Annotated in this window: 18 protein-coding genes and 1 pseudogene; 5 read left to right on the top strand and 14 right to left on the bottom strand. The window is 71.7% G+C overall.

All coding sequences use genetic code 11. The features are described 5' to 3' along the window. The 4 genes from FVE25_RS10210 to FVE25_RS10195 form a co-directional block, all read right to left on the bottom strand. Nucleotides 1-2115 carry an ATP-binding protein gene (locus FVE25_RS10210; RefSeq protein ID WP_246266881.1) on the bottom strand — a complete coding sequence of 705 codons (2115 nt, stop codon included), beginning with the start codon at nucleotides 2113-2115 and terminating at the stop codon, nucleotides 1-3. 222 nt (nucleotides 2116-2337) lie between these two features. Continuing rightward, entirely contained in the window at nucleotides 2338-3189 is an 852-nt protein-coding gene (locus tag FVE25_RS10205) for an ABC transporter permease (RefSeq protein ID WP_157246160.1), read from the bottom strand. Further along, nucleotides 3186-5735, bottom strand: a complete 2550-nt coding sequence (locus tag FVE25_RS10200; protein ID WP_157246159.1) for a CocE/NonD family hydrolase — start codon at nucleotides 5733-5735, stop codon at nucleotides 3186-3188. The genes FVE25_RS10205 and FVE25_RS10200 overlap by 4 nt, the downstream gene beginning before the upstream one ends. A 15-nt stretch (nucleotides 5736-5750) precedes the next feature. After that, the gene (locus FVE25_RS10195) at nucleotides 5751-6068 is read right to left on the bottom strand and encodes a DUF4267 domain-containing protein (protein WP_343046135.1); all 318 of its coding nucleotides are present in this window, start codon (nucleotides 6066-6068) and stop codon (nucleotides 5751-5753) included. 10 nt (nucleotides 6069-6078) lie between these two features. Here FVE25_RS10195 and FVE25_RS56980 point away from each other — a divergent pair. Continuing rightward, nucleotides 6079-6132: pseudogene (locus FVE25_RS56980) on the top strand (hypothetical protein); the annotation flags it as partial. 41 nt (nucleotides 6133-6173) lie between these two features. Then, a complete protein-coding gene (locus tag FVE25_RS10185; protein ID WP_157246158.1) occupies nucleotides 6174-6788 on the top strand; it encodes a hypothetical protein in 615 nt (204 codons plus the stop codon). 50 nt (nucleotides 6789-6838) lie between these two features. Here the strand turns inward: FVE25_RS10185 and FVE25_RS10180 are convergent, their stop codons facing one another. From FVE25_RS10180 to FVE25_RS56225, 3 genes are read right to left on the bottom strand one after another with little or no spacing between them, the layout of a single operon-like run. Next, complete coding sequence (locus FVE25_RS10180) at nucleotides 6839-8002, bottom strand: hypothetical protein (protein ID WP_246266879.1); 1164 nt, start codon at nucleotides 8000-8002, stop codon at nucleotides 6839-6841. Between the two features lie 58 nt (nucleotides 8003-8060). Beyond that, the gene (locus FVE25_RS10175; RefSeq protein ID WP_157246157.1) at nucleotides 8061-8858 is read right to left on the bottom strand and encodes a class I SAM-dependent methyltransferase; all 798 of its coding nucleotides are present in this window, start codon (nucleotides 8856-8858) and stop codon (nucleotides 8061-8063) included. Beyond that, nucleotides 8855-10120: a cytochrome P450 gene (locus FVE25_RS56225; RefSeq protein WP_157246156.1), complete on the bottom strand. Its 1266-nt coding sequence runs from the start codon at nucleotides 10118-10120 to the stop codon at nucleotides 8855-8857. The genes FVE25_RS10175 and FVE25_RS56225 overlap by 4 nt, the downstream gene beginning before the upstream one ends. Before the next feature lie 24 nt (nucleotides 10121-10144). Between FVE25_RS56225 and FVE25_RS10165 the strand changes: the two genes are divergently transcribed. After that, entirely contained in the window at nucleotides 10145-10552 is a 408-nt protein-coding gene (locus tag FVE25_RS10165) for a PaaI family thioesterase (protein ID WP_219825412.1), read from the top strand. On the opposite strand, the gene FVE25_RS10160 is transcribed toward FVE25_RS10165, so the two are convergent. Both FVE25_RS10160 and FVE25_RS10155 read right to left on the bottom strand, forming a co-directional pair. Further along, complete coding sequence (locus FVE25_RS10160) at nucleotides 10549-11568, bottom strand: copper resistance D family protein (protein WP_157246154.1); 1020 nt, start codon at nucleotides 11566-11568, stop codon at nucleotides 10549-10551. The two genes, FVE25_RS10165 and FVE25_RS10160, sit on opposite strands and share 4 nt — an antisense overlap. Continuing rightward, the gene (locus FVE25_RS10155) at nucleotides 11565-12140 is read right to left on the bottom strand and encodes a copper resistance CopC family protein (protein WP_157246153.1); all 576 of its coding nucleotides are present in this window, start codon (nucleotides 12138-12140) and stop codon (nucleotides 11565-11567) included. The genes FVE25_RS10160 and FVE25_RS10155 overlap by 4 nt, the downstream gene beginning before the upstream one ends. Before the next feature lie 50 nt (nucleotides 12141-12190). Here FVE25_RS10155 and FVE25_RS10150 point away from each other — a divergent pair, with 50 nt between their 5' ends. Both FVE25_RS10150 and FVE25_RS10145 read left to right on the top strand, forming a co-directional pair. Next, nucleotides 12191-12949: a class I SAM-dependent methyltransferase gene (locus FVE25_RS10150; protein ID WP_181019518.1), complete on the top strand. Its 759-nt coding sequence runs from the start codon at nucleotides 12191-12193 to the stop codon at nucleotides 12947-12949. A 57-nt stretch (nucleotides 12950-13006) separates the two neighbouring features. Beyond that, nucleotides 13007-14689 carry a glycoside hydrolase family 35 protein gene (locus tag FVE25_RS10145; protein ID WP_157246151.1) on the top strand — a complete coding sequence of 561 codons (1683 nt, stop codon included), beginning with the start codon at nucleotides 13007-13009 and terminating at the stop codon, nucleotides 14687-14689. Between the two features lie 192 nt (nucleotides 14690-14881). Here FVE25_RS10145 and FVE25_RS10140 read toward each other — a convergent pair whose 3' ends face one another. The 5 genes from FVE25_RS10140 to FVE25_RS10120 form a co-directional block, all read right to left on the bottom strand. Further along, nucleotides 14882-15094, bottom strand: coding sequence for a hypothetical protein (locus tag FVE25_RS10140; protein ID WP_157246150.1), 213 nt, complete (start codon nucleotides 15092-15094; stop codon nucleotides 14882-14884). A gap of 38 nt (nucleotides 15095-15132) precedes the next feature. Then, nucleotides 15133-15951 carry an SDR family NAD(P)-dependent oxidoreductase gene (locus FVE25_RS10135; RefSeq protein ID WP_157246149.1) on the bottom strand — a complete coding sequence of 273 codons (819 nt, stop codon included), beginning with the start codon at nucleotides 15949-15951 and terminating at the stop codon, nucleotides 15133-15135. Continuing rightward, nucleotides 15948-16922: an AurF N-oxygenase family protein gene (locus FVE25_RS10130; protein ID WP_157246148.1), complete on the bottom strand. Its 975-nt coding sequence runs from the start codon at nucleotides 16920-16922 to the stop codon at nucleotides 15948-15950. The genes FVE25_RS10135 and FVE25_RS10130 overlap by 4 nt, the downstream gene beginning before the upstream one ends. Before the next feature lie 68 nt (nucleotides 16923-16990). After that, a complete protein-coding gene (locus FVE25_RS10125) occupies nucleotides 16991-17590 on the bottom strand; it encodes a TetR/AcrR family transcriptional regulator (RefSeq protein ID WP_157246147.1) in 600 nt (199 codons plus the stop codon). Nucleotides 17591-17604: 14 nt separating this feature from the next. Further along, entirely contained in the window at nucleotides 17605-18963 is a 1359-nt protein-coding gene (locus FVE25_RS10120; protein ID WP_157246146.1) for a sensor histidine kinase, read from the bottom strand. Nucleotide 18964 lies beyond the last annotated feature (1 nt).

Here is an 18964-nt window from a genome sequence, read left to right as displayed (position 1 = left end):
CTACAGCGGGGCGTCCATCTCTCCCAGCGCGAGGGAGGACGCCTCGTCGAGGTCGAGCCTGCTGCCGTCTTCGAAAGCCTGCTTGTAGCCGTCCTCGCCCAGCGCCTTGCCGACCTCCTTGACGCACTTCTCGTGGTCGCCGGTCAGCCACGGCGCACCGAGCATCGGCAGCCCGGCCTTCTTCCAGTTCTGCTGCAGCGCGCCGAGGAGCCTGGCCGCCACGTGGGGCTGCTCCAGCGCGGAGTAGATCCTGGCCACGCCCTCGAGGACGATCAGGGTGCCGACCGTGTCGTGGAAGTGCCGCTTGACCCGCAGGCTCTCCTGCGCGTCCGCCAGCGCGTCCTGCGGCCGGTTCGTGGCCAGCCGGGTCATCGCCAGCGCCCAGTGCGCGTAGGAGCCGAGCCACAGCTCGCCGCGCTCCTTGCACACCTGCAGGGCGTCCAGCTGCAGCGACTCGGCCTCGAACAGCTCGCCCTGCGCGGTCAGCACGATCGACAGTTCCACGATGGCGGGCAGCAGACCCGGGTTGAGTTCCTTGTTGTCGACGTTGAACTCGATCGCCACCCCCAGCAGCGCGCTGGCCTTCTGCAGGTCGCCCTGGAGCAGCGCGGCCGTGCCCTGCATCTTCGAGGCCAGGATGACGGCCTTGGAGTCGCCGACCTTGACCGCTTCCGTGCTGCACTGCTCGGCGGCCAGCACCGCGGCCCCGACGTCGCCCTGAGCGCTGCGCACGTACGACAGCACCCACAGCGCCTTGCACCGTTCCCGGCTGAGGCCCTCGTTGACCGCCAGCGCCCGCTCCAGGTAGAGGCGTCCCTCGCGGGTCAGCCCGCAGCAGAACCACATGAACCACAGCGACCCGAGCAGCCGCAGGGCCAGCACCGACTCGCCGGGCGTGCGCAGCGCGTGCTCCAGCGCCACCCGCACGTTGTCGTGCTCATGACGCATCCGGACGAACCAGTACAGCTGCCTCGGCCCGGACCAGGCGTCCTCGCCCCGCTGGGCCAGGCTCAGGTAGTACTCCAGGTGCTTGTGGCGCATCTTGTCGGACTCGCCGAGCTTGTCCAGCCACTCCTCGCCGTACTCGGCCAGCGTGTCGATCAGCTGGTAGCGCACGCCCGCCGGGTTGCTCTTGATCAGCAGGATCGACTTCTCCACCAGGCCCGTCACCAGGTCGGTGATGTTCTCCTGCGGCAGCCGTTCGTCGGCGCAGACCGAACGCGCCGCGTCCAGCTCGAAGTCACCGGCGAACACCGACAGCCGCGCCCACAGCAGCCGCTCGGCCGGCTCGCACAGCTCGTGACTCCAGCCGATGGCCGCGCGCAGCGTCTGGTGCCGCGGCAGCGCCGTACGGCTGGCGCCGGCCAGCAGGCTGAAGCGGTCGGCCAGCAGCGCCAGGATCTGCTCCACCGACAGCGCCCGCAGCCGGACGGCGGCCAGCTCGATCGCCAGCGGGATGCCGTCCAGGCGGCGGCACAGCTCGGCCACCGCGGTGATGTTCTCCTCGTCCAGCACGAAGTCGGGCACGACCGTGCCCGCCCGCGCCGCGAAGAGCTGCACCGACTCGTTGGCGAAGAGGTTCTCCGCCGGATCCTCGCCGGGCACCTGCAGCGGCGGGACCGGGATGACGTGCTCGTAGGGCAGGTTGAGCGACTGGCGGCTGGTGGCCAGCACCTTCAGGTTGGCGTTGCCGTTGAGCAACTCCTCCACCAGCTCGGCGCACCCCTGCACGAGGTGCTCGCAGGTGTCGATGATGAGCAGGATCTGCCGCTCGCCGACCCACTCCGACAGCGTCTCGGACTCCGCCCGCGAGGACTGGTCGGCGATGCCGAGCGCGGAGGCGATGGTGTGCTTGACCATGCCCGCGTCCTGCAGCCGGGCCAGGTCGGCGAACCAGACGCCGTCCTCGTACTGGCCGCGGATCTGGTGGGCCAGGCGCAGCACCGTGCGCGACTTGCCCACGCCGCCGATCCCGGTGACCGTGACCAGGCGTGACTCACCCAGGTGGCGTTTGAGATTGGCGAGCAGACGTGTGCGTCCGATGAAGCTGGTCAGCTCCGCCGGCAGATTGCCTTCTCGCCGCCAACCTGTTGGGGTGGCCATGGGCAGCCTCACGGGGGGTAGGCGACACCTGCACAGGCATCGTACCCCCGGCGAAACCCGCTGTCCTTGGTGCTCGGGAGGGAGTGGGGTCGGGTTTGTTCGTCTCGGTAGCATGTCTTCCGTGAGTGAACTTCTCCCGGAGCAGACCGCCGACGACACCGACGTGGCGTGGGGCGACTGGCGCGAGGCCGACGACGACAGCTTCTACCTCGAGAACAAGCCGCCCCACTGGGGTTAGGAGACCACGTCCTTGCGCCGGAAACGGCGGAAGGTGAAGGCCAGCAGCAGCGCCGCGTACGTCACCGAGATCGAGGCGCCCTTGGCCATGCCGCCCCAGTCGATCACCGGCGCCAGCGCGTCCAGCCAGGCGGTGTTCCAGAACGTCGGCAGAAACTCCCGCAGCGCGCCCAGCGCCTCGACCGCCTGCAGGATCGTGCAGACGATCCACAGCCCGACCGCGCCGCCGACGGCGCCGAGGGGCGAGTCCGTGACCGTGGAGATCAGGAACGCCAGCGCCGCCACCACGAGCTGGCTGACCAGCGCGTAGCCGATGACGATGCCGAAGCGCGGCAGCACGTCCAGCGCCGGGATGACCTCGCCGGTGCCGGGCACCTGGATGTCGTCCCAGCCGAAGGCGACCGTCCCGGCCAGCAGCGCCATCACCGGCAGCGCGACCACCGCGGCCGCCGAGTAGCCGAGGGCCACCACGAGCTTCTGGCGCAGCAGCCGGTCGCGCGGCACCGGCGCGGCCAGCAGGTAGCGCAGCGACGACCAGCTCGCCTCGCTGGAGACCGTGTCGCCGCAGAACAACGCCACCGCCACCACGAGCAGGAAGTTCGCCGAGACCGACAGCGCGAACGCGGCGAAGTTCAGCCCGCCGGCCGTGGCCAGGTCCGACAGGCGCAACCCGGCCTGCTGCCCGGAGGGCTGCTGGGGGCCGAATTGGAAGGCGACGACCAGAATCCACGGCAGTGCGAGCAACAGCCCGAACATCACCAGGGTGCGCCGCCGCTTGAACTGGCGGACGATCTCCACGCGCAGCGGCAGCGTCCGCGCGGGCGAATACCCCACGGCGGTGTTGGTCATGACTTCTCCCCGATGAGGTCCAGGAACACGTCCTCCAGGCGCGGCCCGCGGCCGCCGGGCCCCTGGCCGTCGGGCCCGTGGCCGTTGGAGCCGGCCAGCAGCGAGGTGACGGGCCCGGTGGCGACCAGGCGGCCGCGGTGCATCACGACCACGTGGCTGCAGGTCTGCTCGACCTCCGCCAGCAGGTGGCTGGAGACGATCACCGTGCGGCCGTCGCGGGCGTAGCGCTTCAGCACCTCGCGCATCTCCCTGATCTGGGGCGGGTCGAGCCCGTTCGTGGGCTCGTCGAGCACCAGCAGGTCCGGCAGCCCCAGCATCGCCTGGGCGATCGCCAGGCGCTGCCGCATGCCCTGCGAGTACGTGCGCACGGCCCGCTCCAGCGCCGCCCCGAGCCCGGCGATCTCCAGCGCCTCGGCCATGTGCGCCTCGGCGGCGGGGCGGCCGGTGGCGGCCCAGTACAGCTCCAGGTTCTCCCGCCCGGACAGGTGCGGCAGGAACCCCGGCCCCTCCACGAACGAGCCGAGCCGCGACAACACCGGCGCGCCCGGCGTCACCGCCTCGCCGAAGATGCGGATCTCCCCGGCGTCGGGATGGATGAGGCCCATCATCATGCGCATCGTGGTCGTCTTACCCGCGCCGTTCGGGCCGAGCAGGCCGAGCACCTGCCCCTGCTCGACGCGGAACGACAGGTCGTCCACGGCCTTCTCACCGTTGCGGTAGGTCTTGGTCAGGCCGCTGATCTCCAGCGGGGCCCCTTCTCCGGTACGGCCGGCCGTACGCCTGCGGGCGCGGCCGGTGGCGAGCAGGACGGCGGCCACCACGATCGCGGCCAGCGGCATCGCCCACACCCACCAGGCGATCCCGCCCGCCGGGGCGCTCATCGACGGCACCGTGGGCACGGCCAGCGCGGGCGAGGCCAGCGCCACCCGGTAGGCGGCCGGTTCGGCGGGGGTGGCGTAGCCCATGTCGGTGGTGGTGACGGTCAGCCGGAGGCGGTGGCCGGCGGTGAAGCGGTGGTCGAGCGCGGGCAGGGCGACGGTCACGTCGGCGCTCTGGGCCCCGTCGGGGATGCGCACCCGCAGGGGGGAGACCAGCCCGGCGGGCAGGGTGGGCGGCTGGAGCGCGTCGGGGACGTCGTACACCTTGGCGAAGAGCGTCACCTCGCCCTTGCCGTACACGCGCAGCTTCACCGACGGTGAGCCGGTCAGCTGCAGCGGGGCGGTGAGCGGGGCGGAGTCGAAGCTCGCGGCCTGGCCGGGCATGTCGAGGGAGACGCTCAGGTTCGACTGGTTGCCGCCGCCCAGGAGGCTGCCGACGCCGGGGACGGTCGAGACGGAGGCGGGGTTGCCGCCGGGCGGGTTGACGATGTTCTGCTCGGGGCCGGAGAGCGTGACCTGGGTGGTGGCGGTGCCGGACAGGCCGGGATACGACGTGTTCTCCGGGTGCAGGCGGATGCGCTGGCGGGTGCCGGGGTCGCGGCCGCCGTCCCGGGTGACGGTGAACGCCTGGGCGGTGGCGGCGCCGGCATCGCCCTTGAGGTAGCGGTTCAGCCAGGCGGACGTCTGCTGGTAGACCCAGTCGGCCTCGCCGTTGCCGCCGTCGTGGCCGCCGTCGAACCACATGACGCTCACCGGGGTGCCCGGCGCGATCGCCCTGGCGTTGGCGTCGGCGTGGCCGAGTGGGAACAACGAGTCGCGCTGGCCCTGGATGAGCAGCGTGGGGGCCTTGATCCGGCCCTGGACGGAACTCGGGCTCGACGCGCGCAGCAGCTCGACCGCCTCGGGCGTCGCCTTGCCGGTCGTGGCCACCTGCTGGTAGATCGTGCAGATCTGCGGGAGGAAGCGGCCACAGCGCGCCTCCTGCTCGCTCACCGGCTGGGGCGCGCGAGTCAGGCCCTGCAGGCCCTGCAGGCCCTGGGCCGCGGGGGCGCCGCGGCCGAAGAAGATTCCGGCCCACAGGCTCTTGAACACCCCGCCCCGGGGGCCCTGGCCGGTGGCGTCGGGGAAGAGGGCGTCGGCCAGGTCGTACCAGGTGATCTGCGGGACGATCGCGTCCACCCTGGCGTCGTGGGCCGCGGTCATCAGCGCGATGGCGCCGCCGTACGAGCCGCCGGCGATGCCCACGCGCGGGTCGCCCGCCTTGTCGAGCGCGACCTCGGGGCGGGCGGCCAGCCAGTCGATGAGCTGCTTGACGTCCTTGACCTCGTAGTCGGGGGAGTTCAGCGCGATCTGGCCGCTCGAGCGGCCGAATCCGCGCGCCGACCAGGTCAGGACCGCGTAGCCGTCGCGCGCCAGCTTCATCGCCTCGTCGCGGACGCTCAGCTTGCTGCCGCCGAAGCCGTGCGCGAGCAGTACGGCCGGCGCCTTCCCGCCGCCGGCGGGCGGGTAGAACGTGGTGTCCAGCTCCACCCGCTGGTCGTCGGCCGGGCCGTCCGTGACCGTGATCCGGGACTCCCGCCCGCGCGCCTCGGGGCCCTGCGGCCAGGCCAGCCAGGCGATCACCCCGGCCAGGACCAGCACCGCGACCAGCGCGGCCACTCTTCTCATGAGCTGCGAGCTTACTTACCGATTCTGAGAGATCACTGAGATCCGCAGCTGGAGGATCCCCGTGAGGAGCACCACGACCGCGGTGAGGGCGTGGACGCCGAGCGCGGTCGCGGTCGAGCCGCCGCGGGCCAGGATGATGGCGGCGTCGCCGAACGGGATCAGCGAGATGATCACCTGGCTCCACCCGAGCGCCCTGCGCTGCCCGGTGAGCAGCAGCGCCAGCGGGACGAGGCCGGTGGCCAGGTCGCGGATGCCCTTGACGTTGAGGAAGCCGGCCGCCTCGGGGGAGGGCCAGGCGGGCAGGCCGAAACCCGGGGCGGTCTGCAGGGGCAGGAACAGGTAGCTGCTGACCCGGGACGCGCCGCTGCGTGAGGAGGGGTGGCGGCTGCTCGCGCTCGCCCTCTGGCGGACCGGACGGCGGGCCGACGCGCTGGCCGCATGGACCGGCGCGACGCCGCTCCGGCTGAGCGCATCGACCTGCTGGGCCGCCTGCTGCGCGCCCAGGTGCGGGCCGGCGACGTCGGCGGTAGGTGGGCGGCCCGGCCCTGCTGGCGCTCACCCTCTCCACGCTCGCCCACGACCTCGACCCGGTGCTCGACTGGCGCGAGCGTGCCGAGCTGGCCGAGCGGATCGGGGGCGTGGACGTGCCCGAATACCAACGGCCCGCTGGCCGCCGACGTGCTGGCCCTCGCGCTGGCCAGGCAGGGAAACCTCCCCGAAGCGCGGGCCGCCCGGCAGCAGGCGCCGCCCATCCGAGCCGACTACTTCTTCCCCGTCTTCGCGACCTTCCGCGCCATGGCCATGGCCGCGCTGGGCGAGCAGGAGGGGGCCCGGGACCTCTACGAGGCGCTGCTCCCCCACGCCGGCGGCCCACCCGCGGGCGCGGGCAGCATGTCAGTCGCCCTCCCACCTCCGGCCCACGCCCTGGGAGAACTGTCCCGCCTGCTGGGCGACGAGCGTACGGCCCGCGCCCACTTCACCAGAGCCGCCCAGATCGCCACCCGCTGGGGCGCACAGTCCTGGGCCGCCACCTCCCGCCGGGCCGCCTCTTAGGGGCTGCAGGGAGGTGCCGCCTTCTGATGTGCCGCTTTCCGAAGGCGTCGTCAGGAGGCGACCGAGAGGCGCAAGGTGTGCAGGCCGCCCTGTTTGCGGGCGGCGAACCACTCACAGGCCAGCCAGGCGGCCAGGAGGCCGAGTCCTGCCCAGAGGGCCGATGCCGTGGCCAGGGGCGGGGCGCCCAGGAGGCCGTTCATGGACGTGAGCCCGCCGTACACTCCGCCCATCACGGCGTTCTGCACGATCAGCCCGCCGTACACCGCGGCCGTGGCCAGGGCGGCGCCCAGTGCGGCGCGGAGCGCGGGGATGCGTACCGCGAAGGCGACGTCCACCGCCAGTGCCCCTGCGACCAGGAAGAACGGCACCGCCGACGGCGGGAAGCCGCCCGCGGTCAGCAGGGGCCAGATCAGCGTGCGGAAGGCGACGTAGCCGGCGGCGATCAGGGTCGCGGCGCCGAAGCGGGCGATCATCAGGCGGGCCACCGCCAGGACGGTCATGCCTGCGATGACCGCGTAAACCGGGTAGAGAGCGTCCGGGACCGGCAGGGAGAAGCCCACCATGGTCACCCGGTCCACCGGGCGGCCCATCTGGTCGGCGGCGAACTGCAGCAGGATGGGTTCGGCGTAGGTGGCGTCGTTGTCCCAGGCTCCGATGGACAGGATGCCGTATTCCTGGTGCTGCTCGGGGAAGTGCACGTTCTCCAGGAAGAAGGCGAAGAGCGCGCCCAGCACGACGGTCCGTTCCCGGCCCGGTGGCGCCCCTGTGAACCAGCCCCGGATCACCCCGGCGATCATGAAGAACGTGCCGACATACAGCAGGATGTGCGACGGGCTCCACGAGGTGATGTCCAGCCCGTTGACCCGGTGGTTGATCAGGTCCAGCGGGACCGCGACGAGGAAGATCCCGGTGCCCCACTGGATGAGCCGCAGCGCGGCCCGGTCCACGCCGTAGCCGGTGTAGCCGTGGACGATGGTGAGGGCCACGGCCAGGGCCGTTCCGGCGGAGTTGAGCAGGTGTGGCGGCGCCAGGTCGTCGCGCAGCCATTTGAAGTGCCAGGAGACGTCCCAGGCCGAGCCGAGCAGTTTGAGGGTGAGCGCCAGCAGCCATCCGTAGTAGAGGACCCGGAAGAGGTCCGGTGGCGTCTCGCGCCCCGCCTGGCCTCTGGTCCAGTACGGCAGAGCCCAGTCCTTGATCATTACCGCTCGTTTCACGGCACGCAATCTTGCCCGGCCTTGACCTTCATCGCAATCGGGCATATATCAGCCCATATCACTCCAGGGTTGCCTTGAGCGAGTACATCAGCGGGAGCCGCGGGCCGCCCTCCGGCTGCCGGTGGGCGCCGTCGCGTTCCTCCAGGGTGGCGAAGCGCCGGAAGAGCGTGTGGTCGTGCTCGTGGAGGAACTCCACCCGCAGACCCGCGCCCGCCACGGCGGTGACCACCTCGCCCAGCCCGTGCTGGAACTGGACGGACGTGCTGCTGGACACCGTCCCCTCGCCGGTGTAGCTGTGAGGGTCGTCCCAGATCTGGGGACCGGCGTGGAAGTAGTCGTGGGTGACCTTGGAGCCGGTCTCGTCATCCAGGATGTCGGCGAACGGGTGGAACTCGGCCAGATAGAGGAAACCGCCCGGTCGCAGCAACGCGCGCACCGTCTCGGCCCACCGGGTGAGGTCGGGCAGCCAGACCAGGGCGCCGATGCCGGTGTAGACGATGTCGTAGGTCTGGCCCAGCGTCACGGGCGCGCCGTAGACGTCGCCGGCCTCGAAGCGGGCCGGGATGCCGGTCTCCGCGGCCAGGGCGCGGGCGGCCTCGATCGCGGTGTCCGAAAAGTCCAGCCCGGTGACCCGGGCGCCGTGCCGGGCCCACGACAGCGTGTCCAGTCCGAAGTGGCACTGCAGGTGGACCAGGTCGCGCCCGCTCACCTCGCCCACCTCGGCCAGCTCGAAACCCCTGATCGCATCACGGCCGGACTTGAACGCGGGCACGTCGTAGAAGTCACTGGCCAGGTGGATGGGGACGCGTTCGTTCCAATTGGCGCGGTTGACGGTCAAATAGTCGATCTCACTCATGCGTCCGAGCTTAGGCGCAGCCGTACCGGGAGATGTTTGAGGCCGTTCTGGAAGTTGGAGGTGAGGCGCACCGGGTCGCCGGTCAGTGTGACCTGCCATTTCAGGAGCTCGGCGAAGACCGCGCGCATCTGGACCCTGGCCAGGTGGGCGCCCAGGCAGAAGTGCGGTCCGAAGCCGAAGCTCACGTGGTCGTTGGGGGTGCGGGCGACGTCGAAGCGGTCCGGGCCGGGGAAGGCGGCCGGGTCGCGGTTGGCGGAGGCGTGGTAGACGACGACCTTGTCACCCGCCTTGATCTCCTGGCCGGCGAGGGTGAGGTCGCGCGTGGCCGTACGGCGGAAGTCCATGACCGGCGGCCAGAAGCGGAGCATCTCCTCGATCGCGGACGGCAGCAGGGAGGGGTCGGCGCGCAGGCGGGCGTGCTCGGCGGGATGCCGGAGGAGGGTGAGCAGGCCGCCGGGGATGCCGTTGCGCAGCGTCTCGTTGCCGGCCACGGCGAACAGGAAGAACATGTTCTGGAACTCCGCCTCGGTGAGGCCGCCGGTCAGCATCGCCGACATGACGGATTTTTCGTCATGCGGGGTGGCGGCCAGGGCCCGCGCATAGGCGAACATGTCGGCCAGGGCCGCCCTCGAGCGCGGGTTCACGCCCGGCTCCAGCCTCGGCCGGGCCGCCAGCGCCAGCCTGCCCATCGGGCTCAGCCGCCCGGCGCCGGCCGTGGACAGACCGGCGTAGTCGGCGTCCTGGTAGCCGATCACCCGGGACGCCCAGTCGTACAGCAGCCGCCGGTCGCCGTCCGGCACGCCCATGACCTGCGCCAGCGTCCAGACCGGCAGATCCGCCGCCACCTCCACGAAGTCGCACTCGCCCGCGGCGAACAACGCCGCAGCCCGCGCCGCGATCGTCTCCTCCAGCAGGCGTACGGCCCGCGGCGAGAACGCCGCCGCCACGATCCTGCGCAGCCGGGAGTGATCCGGCGGATCGGTGTTCAGCATCATCGCCCGCACGAACGCCAGATCCCCCGGCGTCTCCGGGTCCCGGATCTGCGTCGCGCCCAGGTACGAGGAGAAGTCCCCGGGGGTGCGCAGCACGTGCTTGACGTCCGCGTGCCGGAAGACCCCGAAGTAGCCGCTGCCCGCCGGCCACGGGCCCACCGCCGGCTCGGGGATCCAGCACACGGGCGCCTCCCGCCGCAGCCGCTCGAACATCTCGTACGGCACGCCGCGCGCGTACGTGGACGGCAGAAAGACGCTCTCCACACCCATGAGCCCAGCGTGCATGATGTCCCCGTGACACCTGAAGACGGCGACGCGATTCTCCGGGACTACTTCGCCCCCTGGATCCAGGACCTCGGGCTGCGCGTGGAGGAGGTGGGCGAACGCCACGCGGTGGTCCGCCTGCCCTGGTCCGAGGCGCTGACCAGGGCGGGCGGCGGGCTGTGCGGGCAGGCCATGATGGCCGCCGCCGACACCGCGACCGTCGTGGCCGTCTCCTCGGCCAGGGGCGGATTCGTGCCCATGACCACGGTCCAGCAGTCCACCACCTTCCAGCGGCCGGTGACGGGCAAGGATCTGCTCGTCCACGTCCGCATCACCAAGCTGGGCAAGACGCTGGCGTTCTCGGAGATCACCCTGACACCGGACGGCGCCACCGACCCGGCGGCGCAGGCGAGCACGGTGTACGCGATCCTCGGTTAGCCGACGGCGGCGCGGGTGAGGGCGATGGCCACGCCGTACGCCAGGCCCATGACGGCCACCTCGGCCGTCGCCCACAGGACCACCGAGGTGGCACGGCGGGCGGCGACGCCGGGCAGCAGGCGGCGGCGGATGTGCGCGGCCAGAGGCACGAGCAGCGCGGTCAGGGCCACCTTGGTCACGACCAGCAGGCCGTATTCGGTGGTGAGGATCGCGCCCGGCAGTTCCACGCCCGGGGTCAGGGCCAGGGTGCCCAGCCCGCTGACCAGGCCGGAGGCCGACACCAGCAGCAGCGCCACCGTGGCCAGCCGGGAGAAGCGGGGCAGCGCCGTCGCCAGCAGGTCGCGGTGGGGTGCCAGGAACACCATGCTCGCCAGCAATCCGCCGGTCCACGCGGCGGCGCCGAGCACGTGCAGTTCCATCGAGATCATGATCGGGTCGTGCCAGACCGAGTCGACCGCGTGCCCGGTCACCGGGATCGGCAGCAGGCCGAACATCGCCACCACGATCCGCAGCTCCGCCGGCACCTTCTCCCCGAACCGCACCGCCATCAGCCCGATCCCCGCCGCGGCCAGCGCGCACGCGGCGCTGAACAGCAGCCCCTGACCGGTGCCCACGCCGTCCACGTAGCCGGCGATCATGCCCAGGGCCGGGACGCCGCCCGGGTTCAGTTCGGCGGTCTGGAAGACGATGGTCACCAGCGCGCAGATCGCCCACGCCCAGGCGGCGGTGACCGTCAGCGGGCGTACCCGGCGCAGCACCGGCTCCGTGGCCTCCGGGTCGTCGAAGCCGAGCAGTTTCGGCAGCAGGCTCAGCCCCACGGTGGCCACGGCGAAGACGTCCAGCAGCACCCGCGCCACCGGCAGCCCGAACGCCACCACCGGCCCCGGCAGCACGATCCCCGGCACCGCCTCCTGCGCGGTCACCGTACCGGCCACGACCGCGGAGGCGACGGCGGCCAGCACGAACACCCCTGCCACCCCGCGCGCCCCGGCCGCGCGCGTCGCCGTGCCGCTCATCCGCGGCGGTCCCCGCCGGTCCCGGACGCCGGGCCGCGGCGCAGGGCGATGACCGTGCCGACGGCCAGCAGCACCAGGGCGCCGCCGATCCAGAGCACCGCCATGCCCGCGCCGCCGTTGGCCGCCGCCTCGGCCGCCTGCGCGCTGAGGCCCCCCTGAGCCGCGTCCGCACCGGGCGGGGAGCCGGGCTGAGCGGTCGTGGAGCCCGCAGGGAGGTTCAGGGTGAAACGGACCTGCCCCGACACCGGATGCCCGTCGGCCGACAGGATCCGGTATCCGATCACATAGGCCCCGCTCCGCCCCGGCAGCTCGGCCAGGGACACGGTCACCCTCTCCTTGGCCACCGCCGCCTTGCGGGCGGGAATCGTCCCGGCAGGCCCGGTGAGCCCGATCTGCGCGTAGCCCTGCCGTACCGGCTGGTCGAAGACGAGCGTGAGGCGCCGCGGCGCGGCGGTGAGGGTCGTGCCGTCACCCGGATCGCTGGAGACCAGCACGTTGTGCGCCTGCGCTGGAGCGATCCAGCCGCCGACCGCCGCACAGGCGAGCAGCAGGACCGTGAGAAGCCGCCTCACCGATCTTGACCTTCCGTCGAACCCACTCAAACCCGTCTATGGTCCCACCTATGGATGACCTGTTCGGCGGAGCCGCCCCCTACTACGCCAAGCACCGCGCCGACCACGGCGCCGCGGCGATCGACCTGCTGGCCTCGGTGTTCGGCGCGGAGGCCACGGTCCTGGACCTGGGCTGCGGCCCCGGCACGCTGGCGATCCCGCTGTCGGCGCGGGTGAAACGGGTGCTGGCGGTGGATCCGGCGCCGGACATGCTGGCGGAGGGCGAACGGCTGGCGGCCGGCCGGACGAACATCCAGTGGCTGCGCGGCGACTCCGGGCACCTGCGGGACCTGCCGGTCTTCGACCACGTGGTGATGGGCCGCTCCTTTCACTGGATGGATCGCGAGGCGGTGCTGGCGGATCTGGACGACCTGCTGCCGCCCGGCGGGGTGGTGGCGCTGGTGGGCCCGACGCGGGACAAGGAGAACCTGGCCTGGGAGGCGGTGGCGGCCCGGGTGCGCAGGGAGTTCGGGATGGGCGGGCTGAGCGCGCCGGGCTCGTTCCAGGTCAGCGGCAGGCATCATGACGACGTGCTGGCGGATTCGCCGTTCCGAGTGGTGGAGCCGGTGCTGTTCACCGCGCGGCTGGAGCGGGATCTGGACGACGTGGTGGGGTTGCAGCTGTCCTATTCGTACTCGGCCCCGGCCAGGCTCGGCGATCGGCGTGAGGCGTACGTGCGGGCGATGCGGGAGGCGCTGCTGGCGGCGAACCCGTCGGGGCGCTGGGTCGAGGACATCAAGACCCAGGTGCTCCTCGCCCGCCGCCCGTGAGCGGACATGCTCTAAAGTACGGCGAAGCGAACCGCAATTGGCAAAGGACCGGTGGCGATGAAGGTGCTCAGCGGAGCCATGCACTACTTCAGGACGCTGCCTGAGCAGTGGCCGGACCGGCTGGGCAAGCTCCGGGCGATGGGCGTGGACACGGTCGAGACCTACGTGCCGTGGAACCTGCACGAGCCGCACCCGGGCACGTTCGTCTTCACCGGCCTGGCCGACATGGAGGGCTTCTTCCGCGCCGCCGGCGAGGCCGGGCTCCAGGTGATCGTGCGGCCGGGGCCGTACATCTGCGCGGAGTGGGAGAACGGCGGCCTGCCGGCGTGGCTGCCCGGGCCGTTGCGCTGCCACGACCCGCGCTTCCTGGAGCCGGTGGACCGCTTCTTTGACGAGGTGATCCCGCGCATCGCCGCCCATCAGGCGACCAGGGGCGGCAACGTGGTGATGGTGCAGGTGGAGAACGAGTACGGCTCCTACGGCACCGACCCCGTCTACCTGCGGCACCTGGCCGACGGGCTGGTGCGCCGGGGCATCGAGGTGCCGTTGTTCACCTCCGACGGCGCCACCGACCTCATGCTGACCGGCGGCACCCTGCCCGGCGTCCTGGCCACGGCGAACTTCGGCAGCGGCGCCGAGCGGCAGTTCGGCGTGCTGGCCCGGCACCGGCCGCAGGACGAGCCGTTCTGCATGGAGTTCTGGAACGGCTGGTTCGACCACTTCGGCGAGCCGCACCACACCCGCGATCCGCAGGACGCCGCGCGGGCGCTGGAGGAGATCCTGGAGCGCGGCTCGGTCAACTTCTACATGGGGGTCGGCGGCACCAGTTTCGGCTTCTTCGCCGGCGCGAACACGGACGACGAGGGCGTCTACCAGCCGACGGTGACCTCCTACGACTACGACGCGCCGATTTCGGAGAGCGGGGAGCTGACGCCGAAGTTCTGGGCCTACCGCGAGGTGCTCGGCCGCTATGCCGAGTTGCCGCCGGTGCCGGAGAGCACCACCACAAGGCTCCCCGAGCAGCGGGTCGAGCTGGGCGGGCGGCTGGCGTTGCTCGACTGCCTGGACGTGCTGTCCACCGGGACCGTGCGCGCCGCGGCCACCCGGACCTTCGAGGAACTGGGCCAGGACTACGGCCTGGCCGTCTACCGCACCCGGATCCCGGGCCCGCGCGAGGACGCGCTCGAGGTGAGCGTGCGCGGCCTGCGCGACCGGGCGAACGTGCTGGTCGACGGTGTCGTGGCCGGGGTGCTGGAGCGCGACGGCGCGAGCGGGGTCGCGGTGAAGACCCCGGCCGGGGGCGCCGAGCTGACGCTGGTGGTGGAGGCGATGGGCCGGGTCAACTACGGCCCGCTGACCGGCGAGCGCAAGGGCATCCTGGACGGCGTCCGGCACGAGCGGCAGTACCTGTTTGGCTGGGAGATCGACCCGGTGCCGCTGGCGGACGTCTCCTGCCTGCCCTGGGACCGCGCGACGACCGCGCAGGGCCCCGCCTTCTACCGCGGCACCCTCCACGTGGTACGGCCGGCGGACGGCTTCCTGGCGTTGCCCGGCTGGGTCAAGGGGCACGTGTGGGTCAACGGCTTCCATCTCGGCCGTTACTGGGACAAGGGCCCGCAGGTGACGTTGTACGTGCCGTGGCCGTTGCTGCGCGAGGGCGCCAACGAGATCGTCGTGCTGGAGATGGACGGCGCTCCCGCGCACGCCTCGGTGGAGTTGCGCGGCGAGCCGCAGCTGTAGGCCGGTGTAGTCCGGCGCACCGGTCCCGGGCCGGGGCCCCGGGACCGGCTTCGCGCATGCACCCGCTCGTCCTGGTGGACCGGACCGGGGGCCTGTGGGACCGGCCGGCGGCCCGGTGAGCCGGAGGCGCCCCCAAGGTGGGCGGTGGGGGCGCCCCGGCATTTCCCTAGGTGGCGGCCTAGGGTGTCCGTGTCAGCCCTTGTTGGTGCCGCCGCGCTGGGCGCGGCGCAGGGGGAGCGACTGCCTGGCCAGCCTGCGCGAGAGCGCGCCGCCGGCGGCGGTGCGCTCGGTGGTGCCCCGCGCGGCCTCCCTGACCTTGGCGTACGGTTTCGGGGTCGCGGTGGGCGCGCTTTCGTCGCGTTTGCCGTCGTGTTGTTCGCGTGTCTGCCGGGATTTGGAACTCACCAGACCACCTTCCCCGGTTCACGTGTCCCAATATATTGCTATTTATCCGATTTGTCCGGACCCGAAACCCGCAACCTCCGAACCGCCAGCGTCGCCACCCGCACCGCGGCAGCCGGGGACAGCCGCATCCCCCGCCAGGCCGCCCGCCCCGACGCCGGAGCCACGATCAGCGCCCGGTTGCGCGCCACCCCGCGCAGCACGTCCCTGGCCAGCGCCTCCACCGGGTACAACCGGCCCTGGGCGCGCACCGCCGCCTCCCGCGCCCGGTTGCCGAGCGCGGTCTCCGGCAGCCCCGGGTTGGCGTGGTCGAGCAGCGGCGTGTCGGTGAACCCCGGGCACACCACGCTCACCCGCACGCCCCGCGCGGCCGCCTCGGCCCGCAGCGCCAGCGACAGCCCCACCACCGCGTGCTTGGTCGTCGTGTACGGCAGCATGAACGGGGCCGGCACCAGCCCGGCCAGCGACGCCGTGTTGACGATGTGCCCCGATCCCTGCTCCAGCATGATCGGATAGGCCGCGTGCACCCCGTGGACCACGCCGCGCAGGTTCACGTCGACGGCCTTCTCCCAGTGCGCGAGCGTGAGTTCCTCCGCGGCGCCGCCGATCGCGATGCCGGCGTTGTTGAAGACGAAGTCCAGCCGCCCGTGCTCCCGCTTCACCCGTCCGTAGAGCTGTGCCACCGCCGCGGCGTCGCACACGTCCAGCGGCGCGAAGGCGAGGCCGCACTCGGCCGCGACCTGCTTGCCCGCCGTCTCGTCCAGGTCGGCGACCGTGACCGCGACCCCGCGCAGGGACAGCTCGCGGGCCAGGGCGCGGCCGATGCCGGAGGCGCCACCGGTGATGACGGCCGTCTTCACGAGCGGGGTTCCCAGATGCCCATGACCTTCCAGATCCGCCGGGTGAGCGGGTTGATCAGGCCGACCTCGGAGCACAGCTCGCGGGTCTTGCCGACCGAGTCGCGGATCTCCGCCGAGGCGGCCGGGTTGCGCAGGTAGACCTCGCGCACCACGTGCGGCGGGATACCGAAGCGCCGGATCATCGGACCGGGCGGGGCCAGCATGATGCGGGCCATGATGCCCAGGATGATCGGGGAGATGACGCCCAGCAGCAGCCTGCGGTGGCGGGGCATGCGCGGCACCCGGTTGCGCAGGTAGTGGCGGGCGAAGGAGATGTGCCTGGCCTCCTCCGCGATGTGGATGCGCATGATGGTCTCTTCCAGCGGGTGGTGCTTCCTGTCGTCCTTGAGCACCTTGCGCTGCACGTGGTCGATGGGGTCCTCGCCGCCGAGCACGAAGACGAAGAACAGCTCGGTGGAGATCAGCGGGATCCAGGGCGCCACCTGGGCGATGAGGCTGAGCGGCCCCGGCATCCCGCGGACCGGCATCTTCGTGCGGTTGACGAACTCCTGGAACATCATCCCGTGATGTCCCTCTTCGATGGTCTCGTGGTAGACGTAGCGGAACTCGGGGGCGCCGTTCGGCAGGCGGTAGGCGTAGTTCAGCAGACCCCGTTTGAGCAGGTTCTCGAACTGCAGCCCGATCTTCATCGCGGTGGCCACCCGGAACAACCCGATCCTGGCCCGGACCTCGGGCGGCCGGGCCTGGTACCACGGATGCGCCCCGAGCTTGTCGACCGCGGGCAACTCCCAGCGGGGGTCGTCCTGGTCGATCAGGAACTCGGGGTCGTCCCAGGGGATGTCCTTGTAGGGCTCCCAATGCTTGTCGACCGACGCCTTGGAGAGGCGGTGGATGACCGCCTCGTAGGCGCTTCGGTCGGCGACCGTCTCGTCGCGTTCCCGGTCGGCGGTAGAGCTCGGTGCGGCTGTCATGGCAGGCACTCCTCTCCTCGCCTGGTAATTGTACGAACCATCCAATAGCGAGGGAAGAGTGACCCGGCTCACAAGGTGTCGAGGGTGAGTCCCACCTCCATCGCGGCAGCCGTACGGACCAGCAGGGTCACCTTGCGGCGGGAGATGAGCTTGTGGTGCACGTGCAGTTGCACGGCGAGGCCGTCGATCAGCGCGAAGATCCGCCAGCTCGACGCCTCGGGATCCACGCAGGCGAACTCGCCGCAGGCCACTCCGGACGCGATGATGTCCTTGAGCACGTTCCTGCCGTGCACGTCCATGCGGCGGGTGGTCGCTTCCAGCTCGGGGTTGCGCATCGACTCCGACCAGGCGTCGATCCAGATCCGCCAGCCCGCCGGCGAGGAGCCGGGGGAGCAGAGCCGGATCAGCGCGCGCAGCCGCTCCACGGGCGTCTGCGGGGAGCGCTCGATCTTGCCGATGGCGTCCAGGTGCTGCCGGGCGGCGTAGGCGAAAGCCTCCGCGATCAGCTGTTCCTTCGTCTCGAAGTGGTAGAACAGCAATGCCTGGCTGACACCCGCCGCTCTGGCGATGTCGACGGTCCTGGTATTGCCAAATCCTTGTGTCGCAATCACCTCACAGGCGGTCTTAAGTAGATCCTCGCGTCGTAATCGGCTGAAACCCCGTGTCACAGCCGAGAACTCTATTACCCTCGGTAATCATCAGCGAGTGGGAGTCTGACGACAAAACGGGCGCCGCGGTCGGAATCTTCGATCTTGAGCGTGCCCTGGTGGCTGTCGGCGATCTCGCGGGCGATGGGCAGGCCGAGGCCGGTTCCCCCGGCGTCGCGGTTGCGTGAGGCGTCCAGGCGGGTGAAGCGGCGGAAGACCACCTCGCGCTGCTCGGGCGCGATGCCCTCCCCGTCATCCTGCACCTCCAGTACGGCCTGGCCGCCCTCGGCCCGGACGCGCACCGTCACCGCCTCCTCGGCGTGCCGCTCGGCGTTGTCGAGAAGGTTGGTCAGCAGGCGGGCCAGCCGCAGCCGGTCACCCATCACCCGCACGCCCGGCGCCAGCCAGGTGAGCACCGGCTTGGACCTGGGCCGGTCCGACTCCGCCGCCGCCAGCTCGCCCAGGTCCACCGGCTCCCGGCGGCCCGGCGCCCCCGCCTCCAGCCTGGCCAGCGTGAGCAGGTCGGTGACGATGTTCTGCAGCCGGTCCAGGCTGCCCAGCACCTCGCGGCCGGTGCTCGGCCAGTCGGCGCTGTCGGGGTAGAGCAGGGCCTCCTCGATCTGGGCGCGCATGGCGGTGATGGGGCTGCGCAGGTCGTGGGAGGCGTCCGAGGCGAACCTGCGCTGCTGCTCGACGGCGTCCTCCAGCCGGTCGAGCGTGTCGTTGACGGTCATGGCCAGCTCGTCCAGCTCGTCGCGGTGGGCCGAGCGCGGCACCCTCCTGCCCAGGTCGGTCGCGGTGATCTCGGCCAGCTCGGTCCTGATGCCGGCGACCGGGCGCAGCGCCCTGCCGAGCGCCGCCCAGGCCACCACCGCGGAGGGCACCGTCAGCATGAGCGCCCCGGCCAGCACGCCCACGGCGTACAACGGGCTGATGTACCACGGGATGTCGGGGCCGAAGGCGTAGGTCATCCAGTAGGTGCCGTTCACGCTGACCCGGAAGCCGACCGTGCTCAGGCAGGGGCGATCGGGCAGCAGCGCGGTGCACGTGGTGGTCTGCACGCGGCCGTCGTCCTCGGTGGGCTTCAGGGTGGTCAGCGGCGTCAGCCCGTAGAGCTTCCTGCTGGCCTGCCGTACCTTGCCCTCGTTGTCGACCACCTGGATCAGGTCGATCCGCTCCGTGGGGGTGACCGCCTTGAGCTCGCCGACCGGGGCGTAGCGCTCGACGTTGAACGCGACCCGGCGGGCCGCCTGCCCCACCAGGTCGGTCATGTAGTCGCGCAGCACCACGTGCACCAGCGGCGTGACGAGCACCGCGACCAGCAGGTTGAGCACCAGCGCGTTGCCCGCCGCGACGGCCGTGATCCGGCTTCTCACCGACCATGAGGTGAACATC

It is taken from the genome of Nonomuraea typhae, assembly GCF_009760925.1.
GTDB lineage: Bacteria > Actinomycetota > Actinomycetes > Streptosporangiales > Streptosporangiaceae > Nonomuraea > Nonomuraea typhae.
The sequence above is the reverse complement of the archived record's forward strand: the minus strand, read 5'-3'. Positions and strand labels throughout refer to the sequence as shown.